A 20,783-nucleotide genomic window follows, 5' to 3' on the forward strand; every position below is an offset into this window, starting at 1 on the left:
TCTTCACGGGAGAAGAAGCATGAAAATTGTTAGCCCTATAAGCAGAATTCAATGGGCAGTCATCTTTTCATTTAGCGGAGCGTTATTGGCAGGTTGTTCTACGCCATATCACCCAGCAGCACCTATTTCGAGTGTGAATGATAGCCAATCGCGTCAGCCAGTGGCTCAAAGGACGACATCTACTGCGCCAAGTAACACAGGGATGAGTACGGCAATGCCGTCATCGCGCCCAAATTTATCAAGTAATACTAATAATCAGCCAGTAAATCGTACATCAGCACCAGTGAACACCAGCACTGATGGACGCATTGTTTACAACCGTGATTATGGCAGTATTCCAAAAGGTAGTTATAGCGGAAATAGCTATACCGTTCAGCGTGGTGACACGTTATTTTACATCGCATATATAACCGGTAATGATTTCCGTGAGTTAGCATCGAAAAACAATATTCCTGAACCATACAGCTTAAATGTTGGTCAGGTAATTAATATTGGTAACACAAATGTGAACTCGAACACGCAATTGGCGTCAAATTCATCAAATAGTCATCAGCAACCGGTTGATCTTCGAACAACTAATGAGTATCCTGCAAATAGTGGTGGTCAAACTTCCGGTAAGATGTTGCCGAATAATAGAAAACCTGCAACGCAAGTTTCTACGACAACAACAACGAACACGGCTACCGCACCAACTGCTTCTACGGCAGCAAGTGGCACAAATAATTCGTCAATTAAATGGCGTTGGCCAGCAGAAGGGAAAATGATTGAAGGTTTCTCTGATGCTCAAGGCGGGAACAAAGGGGTGGATATTGCCGGTTCTCGAGGTCAATCTGTGCTCGCTTCTGCGCCAGGAAAAGTCGTTTATGCAGGCAATGCACTGCGTGGATATGGAAATCTAATAATTATAAAACATAACGATGACTACTTGAGTGCTTATGCACACAACGATACGTTGCTTGTGCGCGATCAACAGGATGTTACTGAAGGTCAAAAAATAGCTACGATGGGTAGTACTGGTACAAGTTCAGTTAGACTACACTTTGAAATTCGTTACAAGGGAAAATCAGTAAACCCGTTGCGTTATTTACCGCAACGATAAACTGGGCAGAGTGCTTTGACATTCTGTCCGCATTATCTAGGGTAGGAGTCACTGATGAGCCAAAGTTCGCTGAAAGTTAACGAGTTATATAATGACCTTGACGAAAGCAATTTAGACGACGCTTTTGATGAGAGTCAGTTTAAAGAAGAAGATCTGGTTTCTGAACAGGAAGAAGAAATGGATTTACTCCAGAACACGAGTCAACGTGTTCTGGATGCTACCCAAATCTATCTAAGTGAAATTGGATTTTCACCACTCCTCACCGCTGAGGAAGAAGTTTTCTATGCTAGACGTGCACTGCGTGGCGATGTCGCTTCGCGTCAGCGCATGATAGAAAGTAATCTTCGCTTAGTTGTGAAAATATCTCGCCGTTATAATAACCGAGGTCTTGCTTTACTCGATCTGATCGAAGAGGGCAATCTTGGGCTGATTCGCGCTGTTGAAAAATTTGATCCAGAAAAAGGATTCCGTTTTTCGACGTATGCGACGTGGTGGATCCGTCAAACGATCGAACGCGCTATTATGAATCAAACCCGAACGATCCGCCTTCCTATTCATATCGTCAAAGAACTCAATATCTACCTTCGTACTGCACGTGAATTAGCCCAGAAGTTGGACCATGAGCCAAGCCCTGAAGAGATCGCTGAGCAGCTAGATAAACCTGTCGAAGACGTCAGCCGCATGTTGCGTTTAAATGAACGCATTACATCTGTTGATACTCCAATTGCAGGGGACTCAGAGAAATCTTTGCTTGAGGTATTGTCTGATGATAATGATTCAGGTCCAGAAAATACAATTCAAGACAACGACTTAAAAGATAATATCGTTAAGTGGTTATATGAATTGAACCCAAAACAAAGGGAGGTTTTAGCACGACGTTTTGGGCTTTTAGGTTATGAAGCAGAAACTCTTGAAGAGGTTGGGCGCGAAATTGGGCTCACTCGTGAACGAGTTCGTCAGATTCAGGTGGAAGGTTTAAGGCGATTAAAAGATATTTTACATGGTGAAGAGCTGACTTTAGAGTCGCTATTCAATATGTAGAGTGTTAATGAGATAAAAGATAAATAAAAATCCCTATAAGTGAAAGTTTATAGGGATTTTTTTATTGGCTAGAAATAGTGTTAATTAATTGGGACACCGCTATGAAATTTAAAATCATCATCAGGCGTTGAAATTAATTCAGCTTCAATAATTCCAAAATAATTAACCCGATCAGTAATATCTTGTTTACTAATTAACTGAGCTAACTGCAAATAGTCTTGGTAGTGGCGAGCTTCAGAGCGTAATAATGAAATATAAAAATTAGCCAGCTGTTCATCTAAATAAGGCGCTAACTTTGCAAACCGTTCACAAGAACGCGCTTCAATATAAGCCCCAATAATCAGTTTATCGACTAACGTTTTAGGATCATGTGGGTCAATATGACTAAATAAGCCTTTTGCATAGCGCCCCGCCGTGATGCCATCATAAGGAATATTGCGCTCGTGCATGATTTCCAATACTTGGTAAAAGTGATGTAGCTCTTCTTTGATTAGCAGCACCATTTTATCAATCAAATCTTGGCTGTAAGGTGATTGCTTACGTGCCAGTATCTGTTTGGATATTTGGTTTTTATTTCTTAAGGTGTGAACATCCCCAATCCTATCGTAAGCAAAGGTCTCATAAGGCTTAAACCACTCAAGTAATGTGGCGGCACTATCTTTATCCACGGCATATTTGCGGATCAAAAACAGGGCACTTTGCGCGGCTTTTAACTCACACAATAAGTGGTCTTTAAGGATAATCGGCAAGTTTTCAGGTTGACTGGCTTTTTGCACCCATTCATCCGGGGTTTCGCACTGTAAAAATTGCCGAATTGGCGCAAGTAGCGCCGCATACTCATCCATGTTAGCTATCCATATCCTTTAAACGATACAGCCAATCAAGGGCTTGGCGTGGCGTTAGTTTGTCGGGATCAATGCCTTCTAATGCGACCAATACTGGGGATGGCTCAGCTTCTTCAGCCGTTAAGAAGCTCAGTTGTGCGCTATCTACATGGCTGGAGTTAGCATTGTTGGAGATAACCTCTAACTCTTTTAGCTTTTGCTTTGCACGCTTAATCACGTCTTTTGGCACACCGGCTAATGAGGCAACCGCAAGACCATAACTCTTGCTTGCTGCACCTTCTTGAACATTGTGCATAAAGGCGATGGTATCACCATGCTCAATGGCATCGAGATGGATATTCACAGCACCTTCCAGTTTTTCAGGTAAGGTTGTCAATTCAAAATAATGGGTCGCGAACAATGTCATTGCTTTGATTTTATTGACTAAATTTTCAGCGCACGCCCATGCAAGGGAAAGCCCATCATATGTTGAGGTGCCGCGACCGATTTCATCCATTAACACTAAGCTATGTTCGGTCGCATTGTGTAGAATGTTAGCCGTTTCAGTCATTTCCACCATGAATGTTGAACGACCAGAAGCAAGGTCATCCGAGGCACCGACACGGGTAAAAATACGGTCAATCGGGCCAATAACTGCTTTGCTAGCAGGCACAAAGCTACCGATGTAGGCAAGTAGCGTGATCAGCGCAGTTTGCCGCATGTAGGTACTTTTACCGCCCATATTTGGCCCCGTGATGATCAACAAACGACGCTGTGGGGATAATGAAAGTGGGTTGGAGATAAATGGCTCACTGAGCACTTGCTCAACTACTGGGTGGCGGCCTTCGGTAATTTGAATACCTGCTTTTTCAGTGAGTTGCGGGCAAGCATAGCCTAGTGTTTCTGCACGCTCAGCAAGGTTGGTTAAGACATCAAGCTCTGATAATGCCTCTGCACTGGTTTGCAGTGCAGCAAGATGTGGAAGCAGCATATCAAACAGTTCGTCATACAATGCTTTTTCGATGGCTAATGCTTTTCCTTTAGAGGTCAGAACTTTATCTTCATACTCTTTGAGCTCAGGGATGATATAGCGCTCAGCATTTTTTAAGGTTTGGCGACGTACATAGTGGATTGGTGTTAAGTGGCTTTGGCCACGGCTGACTTGAATGTAATAACCATGAACCGCGTTATAACCCACTTTTAGGGTATCGATACCCAGCTTTTCACGCTCACGAATTTCTAAGCGATCAAGGTAATCTGTAGCGCCATCAGCCAATGCACGCCACTCATCAAGCTCACTATTGTAGCCTGGCGCAATTACACCGCCATCACGCACTAATACGGGGGGCGCATCAATAATCGCGGTTTCCAGCAAACTTTGTAGCTCATCGAATTGGCCAATTCGACTTTGCAGTTCTGCTAAATAAGGGCTGCTGGACTGGCTAAGGATCTGATGAATGTCGCTATATTGTTGAAATGCATGGCGCATGCGAGTTAAGTCACGTGGTCGGGCAGAGCGCAGTGCAAGGCGGGCAAGAACCCGCTCTAAGTCACCAATTTGGCGCAGAAATGGTTGTAATTCAAAACCTTGTTCCTGCAAAGCGCTGATTGCTTGCTGGCGGTTATTCAATACTTGAATATTGCGCAGTGGGGTATGCAACCAGCGCTTTAACATGCGGCTGCCCATTGGCGTTACGCACATGTCTAAAATAGATGCGAGGGTATTTTCAGTGCCACCTGCGAGGTTTTGGGTGATTTCTAGATTACGACGCGTTGCCGCATCCAAAATAACATTATCATTTTGTTTTTCCATCACAATACTGCGAATATGCGGCAATGAGGTGCGTTGGGTATCTTTGACATATTGCAGTAAACAGCCCGCGGCACGCAGGGCTTTATGGGCATTCTCTACACCAAAACCGATTAAATCTTTAGTGCCAAATTGCAAGCCAAGCTGTTGTTTTGCCGTGTCCAGTTCATATTCCCACAGTGGACGGCGGCGTAAGCCTTTATTGTGCTCAATCAGTGACATACTGGCGAAATCTTCAGGGTACAGAAGCTCCGCAGGGCGGGTACGCTGTAATTCAGCTTGTAGGGCTTCCTCATCAGAAATTTCGCTGATAATAAAGCGGCCAGATGTGATGTCTAATGTGGCAAAACCATAGCCTTGAGCATCTTGCCAGACTGCGGCAAGTAGGTTGTCTTGGCGTTCGTTTAATAATGCTTCATCAGTGATGGTGCCTGGAGTGACAATACGTACCACTTGGCGCTCAACGGGGCCTTTGCTGGTCGCAGGGTCACCAATTTGTTCGCAGATTGCGACAGATTCGCCCATTTGCACGAGTTTAGCAAGGTAGCCCTCGGCCGCATGGTGCGGCACACCCGCCATTGGAATAGGCTGACCCGCTGATTGCCCGCGTTTTGTTAGGGAGATATCCAGTAATTGTGAGGCTTTTTTAGCATCATCAAAGAAGAGTTCGTAAAAATCCCCCATACGGTAAAACAGCAGTATGTCTGAATGTTGTGCTTTTAGTTTTAAATACTGCTGCATCATGGGTGTGTGGGATTCGAAGCTTTGCGTATCAGTCATAGTGTTGTCTGTTCTAACGTATTGAGTTAACGAAGTTCTGTGAGCGAGTTGAACGTTCACGAAAGGGTATAAAATACCACAGATCCCATCAAATGAGAGTAGGCAAACGTGTTACGCATGGATTTCCCTATGGTATTACGCCAAGGTGATAGAGGGCAACTTGAGTTTGGTGATAAAGTGTCTGAAATATTTATGAGAAGAGAAAGAAAAGTCGATGACTAAGAACGAAATCTATGTGGAAATGTTATTTTGGGTGTTACCTCATCTCAGAAATATACAAACTCAAGATAGACAGTTAAGACTAAAAGATATGTCCTGCTATTATGAATCTGAATTGGTTCATAATCTGCCAAATAAATTATTGAATAATGCGTTTACCATGAATGATATTTCATTTTTAAACAATCAAGCTAAGTATTACCACGATAAATGCAATGCGAATATCAGCATTCTTTATAACAGCAATTTATCCTTGATTAAAAAGCTGTTTGAGCTTGTTCCAAACGAATTAAAACCACAACTTGAATGGGCGGAACCATTGTGAGTAAAACCGAGAGGTGAGTAATATGGCGTTTATCGATCTCCCTGATGAAATTGATTTTTTAAGCTTTTTTGAAAGTGAGCCTATTTATCGGGATATTGAAGATGCGGTGACATTTGGCTATGAATTCAAACAGGGGAATATTCGTCTATTATTCTACTTTACGGCCTATGAAGGCTGTGTTTCCTTGATATTAAAGCAAGAAGATAAGGACTTGCTTTCATTATATTTGAGTGAAATAACAAGAATTTCAATTACTGAAGATGAACGCGCATTGATCATTTGGCCAAAAGCAAATAGTGCCGAAAATAATTATTATGTGCAAGTTAGGCCAACAATCCTAATTAACAATAAAGGATATGCTGGATAATAATGTCTGTATTGTTGATTTTGTGAAAAAACGCCCCTTAATTTAAGAGGCGTTTTTGAGTTATTGCATCGATTTTTTCAGCTTTTCAACTTGTTCGGCGGTAACGGGCTTGCCTTGACCACCCCATTCAGCACGTGCCCATGAAAGCAAATCGGCGATTTCTTGAGGGTCCAAATCGTCGGCAAAACTTGGCATGGCGTACATGCGTTGCCCATTAGGGAATGTGGTGGTAGGAATACCCGTTAATACTACGCTAATAAAAGTTTCAGGGCTGTCCATCGCTAAAATGGCATTGCCTTTGAGGGCGGGAATACCATTCGGTACGCCTTCACCCGTAATGCCGTGGCAACCTGCGCAAGTGGACATATACATCAAGCGACCCGTTTCCATTGTTGCGCCAATATCCGCGGTAGGTTGAGGATTGGCTTCAGGTAATGGCGCGGGTGGTGCTTTGGCGCCTAACACCTTTCCTTGTTTATCCGTCATCAAATAAATCGCCATGTCGTCGACATCGCTTTTCTTCATTTGGCTGGTGGAAAAATGTGTCACGGTGCTCATATCGGCAAACGCTGAGCCTTGAGGGGCATTACCTGTCAGTAAAAACTGGCTCAAAGACGCAGTGTCATAGCCATGTTTAGATAACGCTTGTGCAGTGATATCTGGAATTGCCAGACCCGCTTCTTCTCCCCCTTGTAATGAGCGAGAAAATTCGACGCCCATCATCAGGTTGCGTGGTGAATGGCAGGCACCGCAGTGGGCAAGACCCTCCACGATATATGCACCTCGGTTCCATTGCTCAGAGCGCTGTGGGTCATGTGGCGCATTTTGTTTCGGGAAATTAAGCAGCGTCCAAAAGTTCATAAACGGGCGAACAGGTAAAACAAATACGCCTGTATTCTCTTTGTTGGGTACGGCCATTGGCGGCAAGGTCATCACATAGGCATACAACGCATCAATATCTTCTGAAGTCGTCATATGCGTGAAAACAAACGGCATGGCAGGGTAGAGGTTACCCCTCTCTTTGCCAATGCCATCTTTAAGCGCACGATGAAAATCGGCACGGGTATAGTTACCAATACCAAATTGTTTATCAGGAGTGATATTGGTGGAATAAATGGTACCAAAAGGTGTCCCGATAGCACGTCCGCCCGCAGCAAGTGGCCCTTCGGGTAATGAGTGGCAGCCAAAGCAATCTCCTGCCGTTGCGAGCTCTTGCCCACGAGGTATTAACCTTGCCACTTCTTCTGAGGTAAGCGGTTTATCTAAGCCAGGGCCAATACTGGAAGTACGAAATGCACCAAACAGGATTGCCAGCATCAGCACAAGAAAGAGCCCGATGATGATATAGAGCATTTTACGTATGGAGCGAGATTTAGCCATCGTCGTTCTCCCTAATCAATCACGCAGCCGGGAGTGTCGAGGGCGACTTTTCTCACAGCTTCGTAGTAACGCACATACCCAGTGCAGCGGCAAATATGTTCATTTAGCGCCTCTTCAATGGCCTGTTCAAGGTCAGCCCGTTTAACTGGATTTTTCTTGAGCTTATCGAGGAACACGGTAGCGCCTGTCACAAAACCTGGGGCACAGTAGCCGCATTGGAACGAAAAGTTTTCGATAAAGGCTTGTTGGATCGGGGTTAATTCAACCACTTTACCTTGCTCATCCAGCTTTGCTTGTCCTTCGATAGTGACAATGTTTTTGTTATTAAAATAGTGCGCGCCAAAAATACAGGTACGGCTTTCAACGGTGGTGCCATCGGGCTGAATTTCCATGATGGTGCAAGCGTGGCAAATACCTTGCCCACAACCAAAGTGAGTCCCTGTCAGGTCGAGGTATTCATGAAGGAACTCAATCATTGGCATCCCAACAGGGACGTCAATAGGGCCAATTTTTTGACCATTGATAGTCAGAGTTAATGGCTTGCGCTCAATAATCGGAACGGCATTGGTGATATTCATGAGAGGGCCTTTTTAATTTTATCTACCGTAATTGGGAATTCATAAAAACGTTTCCCCGTCGCGTGGGTGAGTGCGTTGCTGGTGGCAGGCAGGATAGGGATCATCCCCAGTTCTGCCATGCCTTTTGGCGGCGAAGTTTCAGACAGTGGTGGCAAATAATCGATAGTTTGCTGCCAAACTGCCACATCTTTTGCACGAGGTAAAACATAACGGTTAAAGTTCCACGTTCCGTTACCTGGGCCATCTTCATACAGCGGTAATTCTTCCATCAATGCATGTCCGATACCCATTGCCGTACCACCTTGAATTTGCCCAGAAACCAGCTCAGGGACGATCATGGTACCGGGGTCCATAATCATATGATGGCGCATTACATCCACTTCCCCCGTCATGGTGTTGACGTTGAGCTCAACCAAGCAACACGCAGGAGTGACCGTTGTTGGGTCTGCTTTCGCCCGCTGAGTTGGTGGGTAGTACGCCATTTTACGTTTAATAAAGTGGTAGCCGCCCGTTGTCATTTGTTTCTTCAATGCATCAGGTGCGCCATCACCATAGCGAATGGATATGGCATCAAGAGGCAGGTTTTTTAACCCTACGGTTGGAATATCAAAATCTGCGCGAGCCCATTGCCAACTAGAATAACCATGTACCGCAACCCCTGTAATTAGCCCCATTTCATGGGCGCGTTTAGCTAAAATATTGAAGGGAATGGGTTTCATACCACCGCCGCCAATACCCTCGGGGCCAACACGAATATCTGAAAACTCAACATTTAGGCCATTAAATGCACCGCCGCCTGGGCCCTCGCTCCAAATGCTTTTTGCCGCAGGCCATAAGGTATTTTCCAGTAAAAAATGACCCGCTTGGCGCGTTCCGAAACCGATGTAGTAGACGCCACTGGAGGAGCTCATGTCTGGGATCAGGGCGGGGGTCCAATACGGGTCACTTTTGGCGAGTTCATCTTGTTTTTTCTGATCAGCCCAGCTGGTTTTTAACGGTAATTCTGCAAACTCGGTGACGCCAAATTCCACCACATCAGGGGCTTTGCTGAGGGCTTGCCACACCATCACTTGCTGAGCGGTGGTTCCCCCTGTACCGATTTCTTGCATGCAGTGGCGCATGGTCAGTTTGCCATCTGCGTCAAATTCAAGGGAAAGAATAGTGGGAACGCCACTGGAGCCATACACTTGTTGAACTTGTGCAAAGCCAACGCCATACAGTTTTCCGGGATTTTTGGCGTCGTATTCCGCTTTATTTTTCTCACGCTCGACCCAAATTGGGTGTTTTTCGGCGAGGTTTAGCATTTCCACATTGCGTGGGTCTCCGGCAATCACGCCCCCTTGGGTATTTGGGTAACCTTCTAAAATAGCGTTACGGCGACGTAACTCTATTGGGTCGATATTCAGGTTATGAGCGATTTCGTCCACCATCAACTCAGTCACCGCCATGGACTGTAACGAACCAAAGCCCCGCATTGAACCTGCTTCAACCGCAGGTGTTGCCATGGCGAGTGCGGTTAAATCTGATTTAGGGAAATAATAAATCGACTGTGCGCCACGCACCGCAACGTGAGAAACCGCAACGGATAAGTTTTCACGCCCACCGCCATTGCAGTTATACGTGCCTTTTAATACATCGAATTTACCTGTTTTTTTATCGCCAATGATGGTCACATTCATGTCAATAGAATGGCGCTTCATACCCATTTGGAACTGTTCATAACGGTCATTCGCCATACGCACAGGCAGGCCATCTGCATAGAAACTGGCGACTAAGGCATAGAATGGAAAAACCGAATAATCCTTTGAACCATAACCCACCGTTGAGCCTGTTAATAAAACAATGTTTTCAACAGTAAAGTGTTTATTATTTTTGGATAATTCTGCCGCAGCATTGACCACGCCAGCTGGGGATTGTGTTGCTGTCAAAATATGCAGGGTTTTAGTTTCGGCATCATACCATGTGTTGCAGTTATCCGGCTCCATGGCGCAAGGGTCGATGGATTGGGAAAAGCCGTGACGCTCAAGCACAAATTTGTCTGGATTTTGGCGTGCGGCGGCAATTTCTTGTTCAATTTCCCGTGCATAATCCATGGCTCTTTCTTGTTTATCAGGTCGTTGCTCTGCTTGGTGAAGGGCTTGAATAAAGCCACCGCCACGATCTTTGCGGATAACAGGGGGAACCGTGATGGCATGTTTGGGGTCATAAGGGGGCCAAACAGGTGTATTGCCATCAAAACCCCCTTTGATCCCAGAATCTTGGTAAGGGGAGAAAATTGACGGGGAAAGCGGGGTTTCTCCCCCAATTCGCACATAGCGAGCTGCACCATAGTTTGCTGGCGGTTTAGGGCCTGTGACTGCGCCATATTTCACCGTATTTGTCGCAAAGCGCAACATACGCTGTGCCGCACTGTATTTATCAAAGTCTTGGTAAATCAAAATGGCGACAGGGTGGCCAATAATAGGGGCAGTTTCCCCTAACGGAACAAGCACATTGGTACCATAAAACCCTTTGCCCATTCCTGTATCTTGCGGGATATTTAGGCCGTCACGGATCAAGTCTTCTTGCAAGACAACTCTGTCAGGCTGTAGATTTGGCCCTAACATAGAAATATCAATGCCTTCGAACGTTTTCTCTGCATCCGTCGCTTTTAACATAAAGGCATAGCTTTGCTTTTTCGGCCAGCCGGGAATGTCTTTGGCACGGTAGTCGCGGGCGAAATTTTTTCTACCCGTGACTTTTTCGACGCCATCCCAGCGAAAGCGCGCTTTACCATTTTGCCCAATCCAGTCGGTTTTCGGTGAGTCAGAGTCTAACTCAACGGCAAGGGCAAAAGGGAGTTTACCTACCATGACGGTAATGCCTGCGATGGTGCCCAATTTAATAAAATTACGTCTAGAAATATGTCCCGTCATTATGTACTCCCAAATTTTATTATTAGGGGGATTTGCATTAGAGGTAGCAATAAATAATGTATTTGCATCATTAAATGTAAGATTATTTTACTACAAATAAAATAAGTCATATTTAGATGATTAATGTGCGATTACTCAATAAGTTACATAAATAGTATGGGTATCTATAAAGGGTTATGGGAAGTGAGTAAAGGGTTTTATACAAGAAAGTGAATAATCTTGGTAGAGTCATCTTTATTAGATAATTTTAACGAAAACCACTACCTAAAATGATTGTTTTAATTAATGGGATGAAATGATTTTAATTATTTAAAAATAAATCCAATATGTAATTAAATATATAACGATTCTATTTTAGATTTATTATTAATTAATTTAAATGGCAAACCAGACTAATATTATTAGTCTGGTTTTGTGGGAGGTTATTGACGTAATGCTTTAACGTGTTCTGGTGTGATATCGGCAGGTTGCCCACCCCATTCAACACGTAAGAAGTTGACTAACTCGCTGATTTGTTGGTCATTCAGTTTATTTGCAAACCCCGGCATGCTCTGTAGGCTTTGGTTATTCGGAAATGGTTGTTCCGGTAAACCATCCAAAATAGTATTAATCAGATTGGTACTGTCTACATCGCGTAATGTTGAATTGCCTTTCATCGCAACGGCAACATTTGGTTTGCCACTACCATCGTAAGAGTGGCAGCCTGAACAGGTTTCTAAATACACTTGTCGACCTTGTGAGTTACCTTCTCCCATTTTTAATGGCAATGTCGCGGGTGGGTTGTCGCCCATTAGGTAAGTGGCGATTGCGCTATTATCCTCAGGGGTTAAATGCTGCGAACTCAGGTAAATCACAGGGTGCATATCACTATAAGCTGAGCCCTGAGGGGCAATGCCTGTCATGAAAAACTGCTGTAAATCCTGTTTTGTCCAACCTCTTGCGGCGAGTGCTTCTGGCGTAATATCTGGGGCGATAAAGCGGCCTAAAGCACCGCCTTTCATAAAGTTATCCAACTCCATTTCACCCAATGCACCTCTTGGGGTGTGGCACTCGGAGCAGTGTTCCAATACGTTAACTAAATATTTCCCACGTTGCCATTCAGGAGAGCTACCTTGGGAGCTATCTGGAAGCGGCTTGTCATTAAAAAACAGCAGGTTCCAACCAATCATTGCCATGCGCTGGTTGAGTGGGAAAGGTAACGAATTTTCGGGTGGTGCGACATCCACCGCTGGGCGGCTCATCAAATAACTGTAAATTGCATCGGAATCTTCCCGTGTCATGCCCTTATAAGAGGTATATGGCATCGCAGGGTAGAGGTGTTTGCTGGGTGGTGAAATCCCTTGGGTTAGTGCTTTATAAAACTCATCTTTTGTCCAGCGACCAATCCCAAAGTCCGCAGAAGGGGTTAAGTTACTGCTATAGATGGTACCAAAAGGCGTATCAAGGGGAAAGCCGCCCGCAAGTGGTGCGCCGTTAGCGCTGGTATGGCACGCTGCGCAGTCACTGGCAAGCGCTAGGTAACGGCCTCGTTCAATTTCTTGGGGTGTCGAAGTCACCTTTTGCACAGGACCATCTAATGTTCGGCTTTCATACCAGTAAAGCACCGCCCAAACGACAATGACAATCGCCACAAGCCATAAAATGATTTTTTTGATCATTTGATTGCCTCCTTAATAAGCCCAGGAGTAGCGAGAACAACTTCACGCACCGCTTCATAGTAACGAACATAGCCTGTGCAGCGACAAATATGGTTGTTCAGCGCCTGCTTAATGGCTTCTTCTAAGTCTTCCTCTTTGATTGGGTTACGTTGAAGTTCTTCAATAAAAATGGTGGCTGCATTGACAAAACCCGGGGTGCAATAGCCACATTGAAAACTAAAGTTTTCGATAAAGGCTTGTTGTACAGGGGATAATTTTACATCCCCATTTTCTTCTTTTGTCGCCGCGCCCTCGATGGTACGAATGCTTTTGTTGTTAAAGAAGTGAGCGCCGGTGATGCAGGTACGAACTTCTTCACTGGTGCCAGATGGGTGGTCTAAGATCACCACGCAGGCGTGGCAGATGCCTTGACCGCAGCCTAAACGTGAACCCGTTAAATCGACGTATTCGTGAAGGAAATCAATCATCATGAGGCCTTCAGGTACATCCATTGGTCCATAAGATTGGCCGTTAATGGTTAAGGTCAGTGGAAGGAAATTTAAACTCATGATAATACCTCTTGAATATCTGTAGCACGCACAGGGAGGTGCAAGAAATGGTGGCCAGTTGCATCGGCGATAGCATTGACGATAGATGAAACCACTGGGATCATCACTACCTCAGCAACCCCTTTTGGAGGATCGGTGTCTGAGAGTCCCGGTAGGATTTCACTGGTCTGCTGCCAAACTGCAACGTCACTGGCGAGCGGAAGATGGTAACGGTTGAAGTTCCATGTTCCATTGCCGGGTCCGTCTTCATACAGAGGTAAATATTCATGAAGGGCATGGCCGATACCCATAGCGAGCCCGCCTTGGATTTGCCCTGAAACCAATTGTGGAACGATTAAATTACCGCATTCCACAACGGTGTGGTGGTCAAGTAATTCAACCTGCCCAGTGGCTTTATTAATGGACAATTCTGTGACAGTCGCCACCGCACTGTAGTAGGTTACACCTGCGTTATTTCTTTGTGTATCAGGGTAATAGGCTTTTTCACGATGGCAGACTTGGTAATCCTTTTCAGCAAAACGCAACGCGAGCCCATCGACGGGTAAGCGGCGCATTTCGCCTTGAATGCTAAAATCGGCTTCAGCCCATTGCCAGCGATTAAATACGTGGCTAACCACACCAGTCACACCACCCATTTCAAAGGTGCGATCGATTAATCGCTGTAAGCTCAGCACTTCTAGCCCATCGGCCGTTAGCCCCTCGGCAACCCAACGTGCATCTTCGCGGCGCACAACTAATGGTGCCGCTTGTCCTCCGCCAATGCCTTCTTGCCAAATTGACATTGCGGCAGGCCACAACCCATGTTCGAATACGAGTCGTGCCGCTTCTTCGGTACTGTGGGTAAAGTAGTATGCGGAGTTACTGGCACTTGACGGTGAGCAATAATTTGGCGTCCAGAGTGGGTTTTGCGCTAAGCGGTCTTGTTCTTCCTGTGCCATGGCAAACGGGTTACCCGTTGATACCATAGGTAAAATCGACCAATCAGCTACAGAAAAGTGAGCAAGTTCAGCGGGTTTTCCAAGCCATTTTGCGCACACAACGGCTTGAGAGGTTGACATGCCCGTCCCCATTTCAGCCCCACTGTGGTAGATGGCAATTTTGCCTTCTCGCGTTAGCTCTACACGAGCAAATGACGATTCCGCGCCTGTCCCAAAGTCTTTTTGCACACAGGAAATCCCTGTACCAAAAAATTTCCCACTATTTTTGGCTTCGTAATCGGCTTTGCGTTTGGCCCTTTCGGTCCACATCGGGTGAGCTGCGCAGCGCGTTAATACTTCATCGGCACGAATAGCGCCGCCCGGGATTGCCCCTTGGGTATTTTTCATCCCTGATTTGATTAGATTGTTTAGGCGAAATTCAATGGGGTCAGCCTTGAGCAGCTTCGCCGCTTCTTCCATTAACATATCGGTAGCAGCCATGGCTTGCAGCGTGCCATAGCCTCGTGCCGAGCCTGCATCGACTGCCCGTGATGCAATACCAACCGCAGATAGGTCACTACGAGGGATATAATAAATGGCCTGCGCACCTGTGGCACCCACCATGACAACGGATGGCGTAAAGTTACAGCGCCCACCACCATCACCAATAAATGAGGCATTGAGCGCTTCAATTTTATGGGTTTTCTTGTTGACGGCTAATGTGTAATCCATGTCGAAGGCATGGCGTTTGATACTGGATTGGAATTGCTCATAGCGGTCATTGGCCAGACGAATAGGTACGCCATCGCCATATAGTGTTGCCATGGCGCCATAATAAGGGAATGGGGCATGGTCTTTTGAACCATAACCCACTGTAAAACAAGGATGTAGGAATATTTGCTTAATTGGGAACGTTGATTTAGCCAGCATTTCAGGCAACGATGCCGCCACTTCTTGTGGTGACTGAGTTGGGATCACAAGGTGGAATGATTGCGTTTTTGCATCATACCAGCCATTGGCATTGTCGGGCTCTAGAGCCGCGGTATCAATGGATTGGGTCGTATATTTACGTTTAATCACCAACCAATCTTCTGGTGGGTTTTCCAGCTGTTTTGCCAGCTCGTCAGCAAACAACATGCCTTCTTCATCCAGTTTTCCACCTTCACGGCCTTCAGGCCATACAGGGAGGTGTTTTTTCATCCCAATCGGTGAGATAGGCATGTCTTTCATACTGGAATAAATATCTGGGTCGTAAGGATTTTCACTTCCAATACGTACCCCACGGTAGGTGCCCCAAGGGTCGCGCTCTAATGGCCCAGTAAATGCGCCATATTGAATAATATCATCGTGGAATTTAAGTGTTTCTTTGGCAAAACGGAATTTGGCAAAGTCATGGTAAATGAGCAGTGCCACAGCTTGGCCTAAATAGGCAGGGGTTTTTCCTTCGGGAAGAAGCAAGTCTTCTCCGTAAAACTCAGGGAAAGCCACACCGTCTTTTTCTAAGTCACTTGCCGTCACAATACGGTCTGGCATCAAGCCATCGCTGAGCCTATCGAGGTTAAAACCTTGGTAAATTTTGTCCGCTTGCGTCACTCTGAGTAAAAATGCGTGACCTTGTTGTTTTGGCCAGTGAGGGATATCTCGTGCTCGGATGTCTCTGGCGAAAACTTTTTCACCTTGCACTTTAGAAAAGGCATCAATGCGAAATTTGATTCGCTTATCAACGGGGTTCCAGTCTGGGGACTGGAGAATTTTTTCCTCAAATAGCACATCAAAAGCGCGGCTATATAAAGGGGCGAGATACACTGAAATTCCAGCAACAACGGCACATTTAAGAAAGTGTCTGCGGGAGAGTCCAACATTGCTTTTGCTCATAATAAACCCTTACACTTATTATATTATATCTATATTGTTGTATTTATCATTACTCTGAAAAGTATTACATACTGATTCAAATATTGTCTAAATGTGAATGGATTTCAAGCAAGGATAAATAAAAGCTTGTTATCTTATTGAATATCCTTTATTTATTAGAACATAAATAAATATACTGATGAATAATAAAAATTATGAATATTGGCATATTAATATTAGCAGCTGGTCATAGTCGGCGTTTTAAAAATGCGGGTGGAAAAGGGAGTAAGTTAAACTACTCTTTAGGAAATCAAACTGTATTTGAAAAAACACTATTAAATTCAATAGGAAGTGGGCTTCCTGTTCATGTGGTAACACGTTTTGATAATGAAATTGTTATTCACAATTGCTTACAATTTAACGTCTCTTTTTCATTGTTGAATAGTGATGGGTTAGGTGAATCTATTGCGTTGGGTATTAAAAATACATCTTATTTGGATGGTTGGTTAATTCAGTTGGCGGATATGCCCTATATAAGTAGCGAGCTATTTATGAGTGTCGCAAATAATTTAAATCAATATTCATTAGTTAGGCCTGTATATAACGGGCAGCCTGGTCACCCTGTGGGAATATCTGCAAAGTATTATTCGGAGTTAATTCAATTAACCGGTGATGAAGGGGCAAAATCAATATTACGTCACCATTTTGTTTATGAATTAGAGATAAATGATAAAAGTGTTATTAAAGATATTGATTATCCAATAGTTGATAATGAATAGGAGCAAGTATGTTGCGTGAAGATGTTTTTGTTATCTCTCAAGCCCTTTCTTGGATAAAAGAAGAGCCAATTTGGTTATGCACAGTATTGAGTACGTACGGTTCTTCACCTCGTAGTCCAGGCTCGCTCCTTGTTGCAAAGGCTGATGGCCAATATGTTGGGTCATTATCGGGCGGTTGTATTGAAGAGGATTTCATTCAACGAGTCCAAGATGCGAAATACCTACAGGGTAGCCAAGTTGTTCGCTATGGTCGTGGCGGGTTAGAGGCCAAAGTGAATTTACCTTGTGATGGTAGTTTAGATGTTTTAATTGAATATTTACCTAAGAGTGATGAAAGTATTAGCTATCTCACTGAAATACATCAAGCACTATTGGGATATACTGCAATTAATAAAAAAATCACCTTACCCCAACGCGGTGAAATTAGCACAGTCAAGAATCAACAAATTCCAACCCAAATAGAGCGCACTGGTGATGATATCCAATTTTTTATTGCTGCACCGCCACGGTTAATTATTGCAGGGATCTCGAATGTGGGGATTTATTGTGCAAGTTTTGCAGCAACATTAGGGTTTGAAGTGATCATTTGTGAACACCGTGAAGATGAATTAATGCGTTTTGCTGGGCAGCTTTCTGACCAGTTTGACGTCATTAAATTATTTCCAGCCCGTTATCTAGAGTCGCGAAGTTGTACACCCAATACGGCGATTGTCTCTTTAACACATGACCCTCGCATTGATGACTTAACATTAATGGAGGCTGTGAATACTCCAGCATTTTATATTGGCGCTATGGGGTCAAGCCGTACGAGTGCACGCCGCCGTGAACGGTTATTGGGCACGGGGGGAATGTCACTGACGGAAATCGACCGCATTCACGCCCCCATTGGTATTCCCATCGGGAGTAAAACACCGCCTGAAATAGCGTTAGCGATAATGGCGGATATTGTTGCATACAAAAATGGCGTCAAAGGCCAACAAGATAAACAAGATAAATGCCATTTATCGGCAGTAAATCAGTGAGTTATCAGTCGAAATAGGGCGGTAATTTTGTCGCCCTTTACTCAATAATATTCGGCGTTATCGTTGAACTGCCGTCACCATAATTTCTACCAGAACTTGCTCTCGCGCCATATTCGCCTCAACGGCTGCACGTGCAGGGCTATGCTCAACAGGCATCCAGCTTTCCCAAACTGCGTTAAATGCAGCAAAGTCGCGTGGCATATTTTTAATCCATACTTGAGCAGATAAAATGCAGGTTTTATCGCTTTGGCTTGCTGCTAATAATGCATCAATTTTATCAAGAACCTCTTGAGTTTGCTGGGTAATATCGCCTGTTAAATCACTCGGAACTTGGCCAGATAAGTACACAAGGCCACCAAACTCAACACTGTCTGCTAGGCGCGGTTTTGGGTTATTACGTTTAATACTCATGTTTACCTCGTTAATCCTGTAAGAGAAATAGGGGATGTTTGTGCGGTGATCAATTGGCTTAATATCTCGGCACTGCCCGCCGCTAAAGTAAACCCTAAACTCCCATGACCAATATTTAGCCAAAGGTTTTTGTATGCAGTTTTTCCTAATAACGGGGGGCCTTTTGGCGTTGAAGGTCGTAACCCATACCAAGCGGGTGCATCATCCACTTTAGGTAAATGCGGGAATGTTTTTTTTACGATCTCTTTTAAGGCATTCACACGGTTAATACGCAGCCCTGAATCATCATAACCAATATCAACCATAGCTGCGATACGCAGTTGGTCGTTTAATTTGGCATAAACAATTTTATTACCATAATCTGTCACATTAATTTTGGGCACACAATGCTCAGCTTGTGGATATTCAACACTAAGGCTATACCCTTTTAAACCTAACATAGGAACATTAATTCCCAGTGGTTTCAGTAATTCTCGGCTGCCGTTGCCCGCACAAACAATAACCTCATCCGCTTGAATATTTCCCTGGTGAGTGACGATTCCGGTAATGCAATTATCGTGTTGAATAAATGACTTAACACTGTGCTGCAAGCAGAGGGTAAACTGTGGCTGCGTGTGTAAATATTGCAGCAGGTTTTTACAAAACAAATAACAATCTGCACTTTCATCATCGGGGGCATAAATTGCACCAACGAGTTGGGACTGAATATGCTTTAAGGATGGCTCTAACTCAATCACTTCTGCGGAAGTTAAGATTTTTTGAAATTGACTATCAACCGTTTCGCAGGCTTTTTGAAAGCTTTTTTTATCGCGGTGAATAATGAGTTTCCCTGATTTTTCCCAAGCAAAATCAGCGATATCACCTGTTTCTCGCCACATATTCATGATTTTTTGGCTTAATAGTGATAAACGCAAAAGATGTGCGCCATTCACTTTATTGGTTTTGCGGTTACAGGCTAAGGTAAATTGCGCTAGCCATGACCATTGTTGAATTGATGGGGTTATTTTTAGATTAAGTGGGGAGTTATTTTTTCCCATCCAGCGTAGCCCTTGTAAAGGAACTCCCGCATCAGCAAGTGGCGAAACATAGCGGTAACTCAGTTGCCCGCCGTTAGCAAAACTGGTTTGCATACCGACATCTGAATCAGATTCAAGCAATGTGACGGTTTGACCCGCTTTAATTAGCGCGTATGCGGTGCTTAACCCAATCACACCCGCTCCAATAATCACCACATGTTTAGCCATAATATTCCGTAACCCATAATAACGTAGGAATGAATATTTAACGGCGAATAGGTTAACTAAACAATTGAGTTTTCATTACTAGAGTATAACTTTTGGTTAACGACTTTATTCCTTTTTTCTAGAGTTAACGCTAATGTGTTGACGTAATTTTGTGCGGCTTTAGTTAATGGCCTATCAGCACGGTGGAAAACAGAAACGGCTAATCGCAACCCTTCTTTTAACGGATAAATCATCGACTCAGGCAACGTGTGTTCTGCTGAAAAAATATCCGTAATACTGCAACCTAAGCCTGCTTGAACAAACTCGGCAGCCATATGGTAAGTGTGTACGCTGATATTTGATTCAGTAAATTGATGGCGCTTTTGTAGCAGTTGCGATAACGAATCAGAGCCTGGATGGATCCAACGTTCTTGGTCGATATCAACTAAGGAAACGGGTGAGTGTAATGGCGGCTTACTGTCGACGTAGACCAAGGGAATATCGGCAATTGGTAGTACAGTAATACCCCCTTCGATTTCAAGATTAAAGCCGATACCAATGTCTAAATCTTGCTGGGTTAATAATTGCAGAATATCTGTGGTGTGATGTGTCCCAATCGTAAGTTTGATATTGGGGTGTTTTTTAATAAACAGGGCAGTGACTTCAGGCACTAAGTTTAGACCTAGGCTTGGTAAGCAACCTATTGCTAACTTACCTTGCGGATTACGGGATAAATTTTGTGCTAAAATTCTGAGTTTATCTAAATTTTGATAAACTTCTTTTGCCTCTTCAAACAATAAATTCGCTTCATCCGTTGGAATGAGTTTCCCTCTAATTCGTTGAAATAACACCAATCCAAGTTGCTGCTCTGCATGCTTTAACGCTTTACTCGCCGCTGGCTGTGAAATATGAAGAACCTCTGCGGCTCGTGTTAAAGACCCACAAGTCATGACTGCGTAAAAAATATCAAGATGCCGTAATTTCATTCTATGAAACCTACCCTTTTGCCTATCAAAGTATTTTACCGAATTAA

At 44.2% G+C, this 20,783-nt stretch carries 17 protein-coding genes; 6 read left to right on the forward strand and 11 right to left on the reverse strand.

Annotation, left to right across the window (positions count from 1 at the left end; all coding sequences use genetic code 11):
• Positions 1-19 precede the first annotated feature (19 nt).
• Positions 20-1,099 carry a murein hydrolase activator NlpD gene (gene nlpD / locus AC4IFO_RS11385; RefSeq protein ID WP_490734434.1) on the forward strand — a complete coding sequence of 360 codons (1,080 nt, stop codon included), beginning with the start codon at positions 20-22 and terminating at the stop codon, positions 1,097-1,099.
• Positions 1,100-1,153: 54 nt separating this feature from the next.
• Positions 1,154-2,140, forward strand: coding sequence for an RNA polymerase sigma factor RpoS (rpoS, locus tag AC4IFO_RS11390; RefSeq protein ID WP_273805090.1), 987 nt, complete (start codon positions 1,154-1,156; stop codon positions 2,138-2,140).
• 80 nt (positions 2,141-2,220) lie between these two features.
• Here rpoS and miaE read toward each other — a convergent pair whose 3' ends face one another.
• On the reverse strand, positions 2,221-2,985 hold the full coding sequence (gene miaE / locus AC4IFO_RS11395; protein WP_490734435.1) for a tRNA isopentenyl-2-thiomethyl-A-37 hydroxylase MiaE: 765 nt from the start codon (positions 2,983-2,985) through the stop codon (positions 2,221-2,223).
• Position 2,986: 1 nt separating this feature from the next.
• Positions 2,987-5,554 carry a DNA mismatch repair protein MutS gene (mutS, locus tag AC4IFO_RS11400; RefSeq protein ID WP_490734436.1) on the reverse strand — a complete coding sequence of 856 codons (2,568 nt, stop codon included), beginning with the start codon at positions 5,552-5,554 and terminating at the stop codon, positions 2,987-2,989.
• A 214-nt stretch (positions 5,555-5,768) separates the two neighbouring features.
• Between mutS and AC4IFO_RS11405 the strand changes: the two genes are divergently transcribed.
• Both AC4IFO_RS11405 and AC4IFO_RS11410 read left to right on the forward strand, forming a co-directional pair.
• Complete coding sequence (locus AC4IFO_RS11405; protein WP_490734438.1) at positions 5,769-6,098, forward strand: zinc ABC transporter substrate-binding protein; 330 nt, start codon at positions 5,769-5,771, stop codon at positions 6,096-6,098.
• A 22-nt stretch (positions 6,099-6,120) separates the two neighbouring features.
• Positions 6,121-6,465: a hypothetical protein gene (locus AC4IFO_RS11410; RefSeq protein ID WP_490734440.1), complete on the forward strand. Its 345-nt coding sequence runs from the start codon at positions 6,121-6,123 to the stop codon at positions 6,463-6,465.
• A 60-nt stretch (positions 6,466-6,525) separates the two neighbouring features.
• Here the strand turns inward: AC4IFO_RS11410 and AC4IFO_RS11415 are convergent, their stop codons facing one another.
• The 6 genes from AC4IFO_RS11415 to AC4IFO_RS11440 form a co-directional block, all read right to left on the reverse strand.
• On the reverse strand, positions 6,526-7,845 hold the full coding sequence (locus tag AC4IFO_RS11415; protein WP_490734442.1) for a cytochrome c: 1,320 nt from the start codon (positions 7,843-7,845) through the stop codon (positions 6,526-6,528).
• Between the two features lie 11 nt (positions 7,846-7,856).
• Positions 7,857-8,423 (reverse strand): (2Fe-2S)-binding protein, encoded by a 567-nt coding sequence (locus AC4IFO_RS11420; protein WP_375084058.1) that lies wholly within the window; start codon positions 8,421-8,423, stop codon positions 7,857-7,859.
• Complete coding sequence (locus AC4IFO_RS11425; protein ID WP_490734445.1) at positions 8,420-11,338, reverse strand: xanthine dehydrogenase family protein molybdopterin-binding subunit; 2,919 nt, start codon at positions 11,336-11,338, stop codon at positions 8,420-8,422. Before AC4IFO_RS11425 ends, AC4IFO_RS11420 begins: the two co-directional genes overlap by 4 nt.
• A gap of 422 nt (positions 11,339-11,760) precedes the next feature.
• Positions 11,761-12,996, reverse strand: coding sequence for a c-type cytochrome (locus AC4IFO_RS11430; protein ID WP_490734447.1), 1,236 nt, complete (start codon positions 12,994-12,996; stop codon positions 11,761-11,763).
• The gene (locus tag AC4IFO_RS11435; protein ID WP_353241920.1) at positions 12,993-13,544 is read right to left on the reverse strand and encodes a (2Fe-2S)-binding protein; all 552 of its coding nucleotides are present in this window, start codon (positions 13,542-13,544) and stop codon (positions 12,993-12,995) included. The genes AC4IFO_RS11430 and AC4IFO_RS11435 overlap by 4 nt, the downstream gene beginning before the upstream one ends.
• Positions 13,541-16,336, reverse strand: a complete 2,796-nt coding sequence (locus tag AC4IFO_RS11440) for a xanthine dehydrogenase family protein molybdopterin-binding subunit (protein ID WP_490734449.1) — start codon at positions 16,334-16,336, stop codon at positions 13,541-13,543. Before AC4IFO_RS11440 ends, AC4IFO_RS11435 begins: the two co-directional genes overlap by 4 nt.
• 194 nt (positions 16,337-16,530) lie before the next feature.
• On the opposite strand from AC4IFO_RS11440, the gene AC4IFO_RS11445 reads away from it, so the two are divergent.
• Entirely contained in the window at positions 16,531-17,094 is a 564-nt protein-coding gene (locus tag AC4IFO_RS11445) for a nucleotidyltransferase family protein (protein WP_490734451.1), read from the forward strand.
• Positions 17,095-17,102: 8 nt separating this feature from the next.
• A complete protein-coding gene (locus tag AC4IFO_RS11450) occupies positions 17,103-18,116 on the forward strand; it encodes an XdhC family protein (protein WP_490734453.1) in 1,014 nt (337 codons plus the stop codon).
• A gap of 57 nt (positions 18,117-18,173) precedes the next feature.
• On the opposite strand, the gene AC4IFO_RS11455 is transcribed toward AC4IFO_RS11450, so the two are convergent.
• Genes AC4IFO_RS11455 through AC4IFO_RS11465 form a run of 3 tightly spaced genes read right to left on the reverse strand, consistent with a single transcriptional unit; the run spans position 18,174 to position 20,736 of the window.
• Positions 18,174-18,527 carry a RidA family protein gene (locus AC4IFO_RS11455; RefSeq protein WP_219246053.1) on the reverse strand — a complete coding sequence of 118 codons (354 nt, stop codon included), beginning with the start codon at positions 18,525-18,527 and terminating at the stop codon, positions 18,174-18,176.
• A gap of 2 nt (positions 18,528-18,529) precedes the next feature.
• Positions 18,530-19,771, reverse strand: a complete 1,242-nt coding sequence (locus tag AC4IFO_RS11460; protein ID WP_490734455.1) for a D-amino acid dehydrogenase — start codon at positions 19,769-19,771, stop codon at positions 18,530-18,532.
• A 56-nt stretch (positions 19,772-19,827) separates the two neighbouring features.
• Positions 19,828-20,736 (reverse strand): LysR family transcriptional regulator, encoded by a 909-nt coding sequence (locus AC4IFO_RS11465; protein WP_490734457.1) that lies wholly within the window; start codon positions 20,734-20,736, stop codon positions 19,828-19,830.
• Positions 20,737-20,783: the final 47 nt, after the last annotated feature.

Source organism: Providencia sp. UF-224 (genome assembly GCF_058245955.1).

Coding starts and splice junctions, on each gene's coding strand:
- nlpD (WP_490734434.1), top strand. CDS start 20: ATGAAAATTGTTAGCCCTATAAGCAGAATTCAATGGGCAGTCATCTTT.
- rpoS (WP_273805090.1), top strand. CDS start 1,154: ATGAGCCAAAGTTCGCTGAAAGTTAACGAGTTATATAATGACCTTGAC.
- miaE (WP_490734435.1), bottom strand. CDS start 2,985: ATGGATGAGTATGCGGCGCTACTTGCGCCAATTCGGCAATTTTTACAG.
- mutS (WP_490734436.1), bottom strand. CDS start 5,554: ATGACTGATACGCAAAGCTTCGAATCCCACACACCCATGATGCAGCAG.
- AC4IFO_RS11405 (WP_490734438.1), top strand. CDS start 5,769: ATGACTAAGAACGAAATCTATGTGGAAATGTTATTTTGGGTGTTACCT.
- AC4IFO_RS11410 (WP_490734440.1), top strand. CDS start 6,121: ATGGCGTTTATCGATCTCCCTGATGAAATTGATTTTTTAAGCTTTTTT.
- AC4IFO_RS11415 (WP_490734442.1), bottom strand. CDS start 7,845: ATGGCTAAATCTCGCTCCATACGTAAAATGCTCTATATCATCATCGGG.
- AC4IFO_RS11420 (WP_375084058.1), bottom strand. CDS start 8,423: ATGAATATCACCAATGCCGTTCCGATTATTGAGCGCAAGCCATTAACT.
- AC4IFO_RS11425 (WP_490734445.1), bottom strand. CDS start 11,338: ATGACGGGACATATTTCTAGACGTAATTTTATTAAATTGGGCACCATC.
- AC4IFO_RS11430 (WP_490734447.1), bottom strand. CDS start 12,996: ATGATCAAAAAAATCATTTTATGGCTTGTGGCGATTGTCATTGTCGTT.
- AC4IFO_RS11435 (WP_353241920.1), bottom strand. CDS start 13,544: ATGAGTTTAAATTTCCTTCCACTGACCTTAACCATTAACGGCCAATCT.
- AC4IFO_RS11440 (WP_490734449.1), bottom strand. CDS start 16,336: ATGAGCAAAAGCAATGTTGGACTCTCCCGCAGACACTTTCTTAAATGT.
- AC4IFO_RS11445 (WP_490734451.1), top strand. CDS start 16,531: ATGAATATTGGCATATTAATATTAGCAGCTGGTCATAGTCGGCGTTTT.
- AC4IFO_RS11450 (WP_490734453.1), top strand. CDS start 17,103: ATGTTGCGTGAAGATGTTTTTGTTATCTCTCAAGCCCTTTCTTGGATA.
- AC4IFO_RS11455 (WP_219246053.1), bottom strand. CDS start 18,527: ATGAGTATTAAACGTAATAACCCAAAACCGCGCCTAGCAGACAGTGTT.
- AC4IFO_RS11460 (WP_490734455.1), bottom strand. CDS start 19,771: ATGGCTAAACATGTGGTGATTATTGGAGCGGGTGTGATTGGGTTAAGC.
- AC4IFO_RS11465 (WP_490734457.1), bottom strand. CDS start 20,736: ATGAAATTACGGCATCTTGATATTTTTTACGCAGTCATGACTTGTGGG.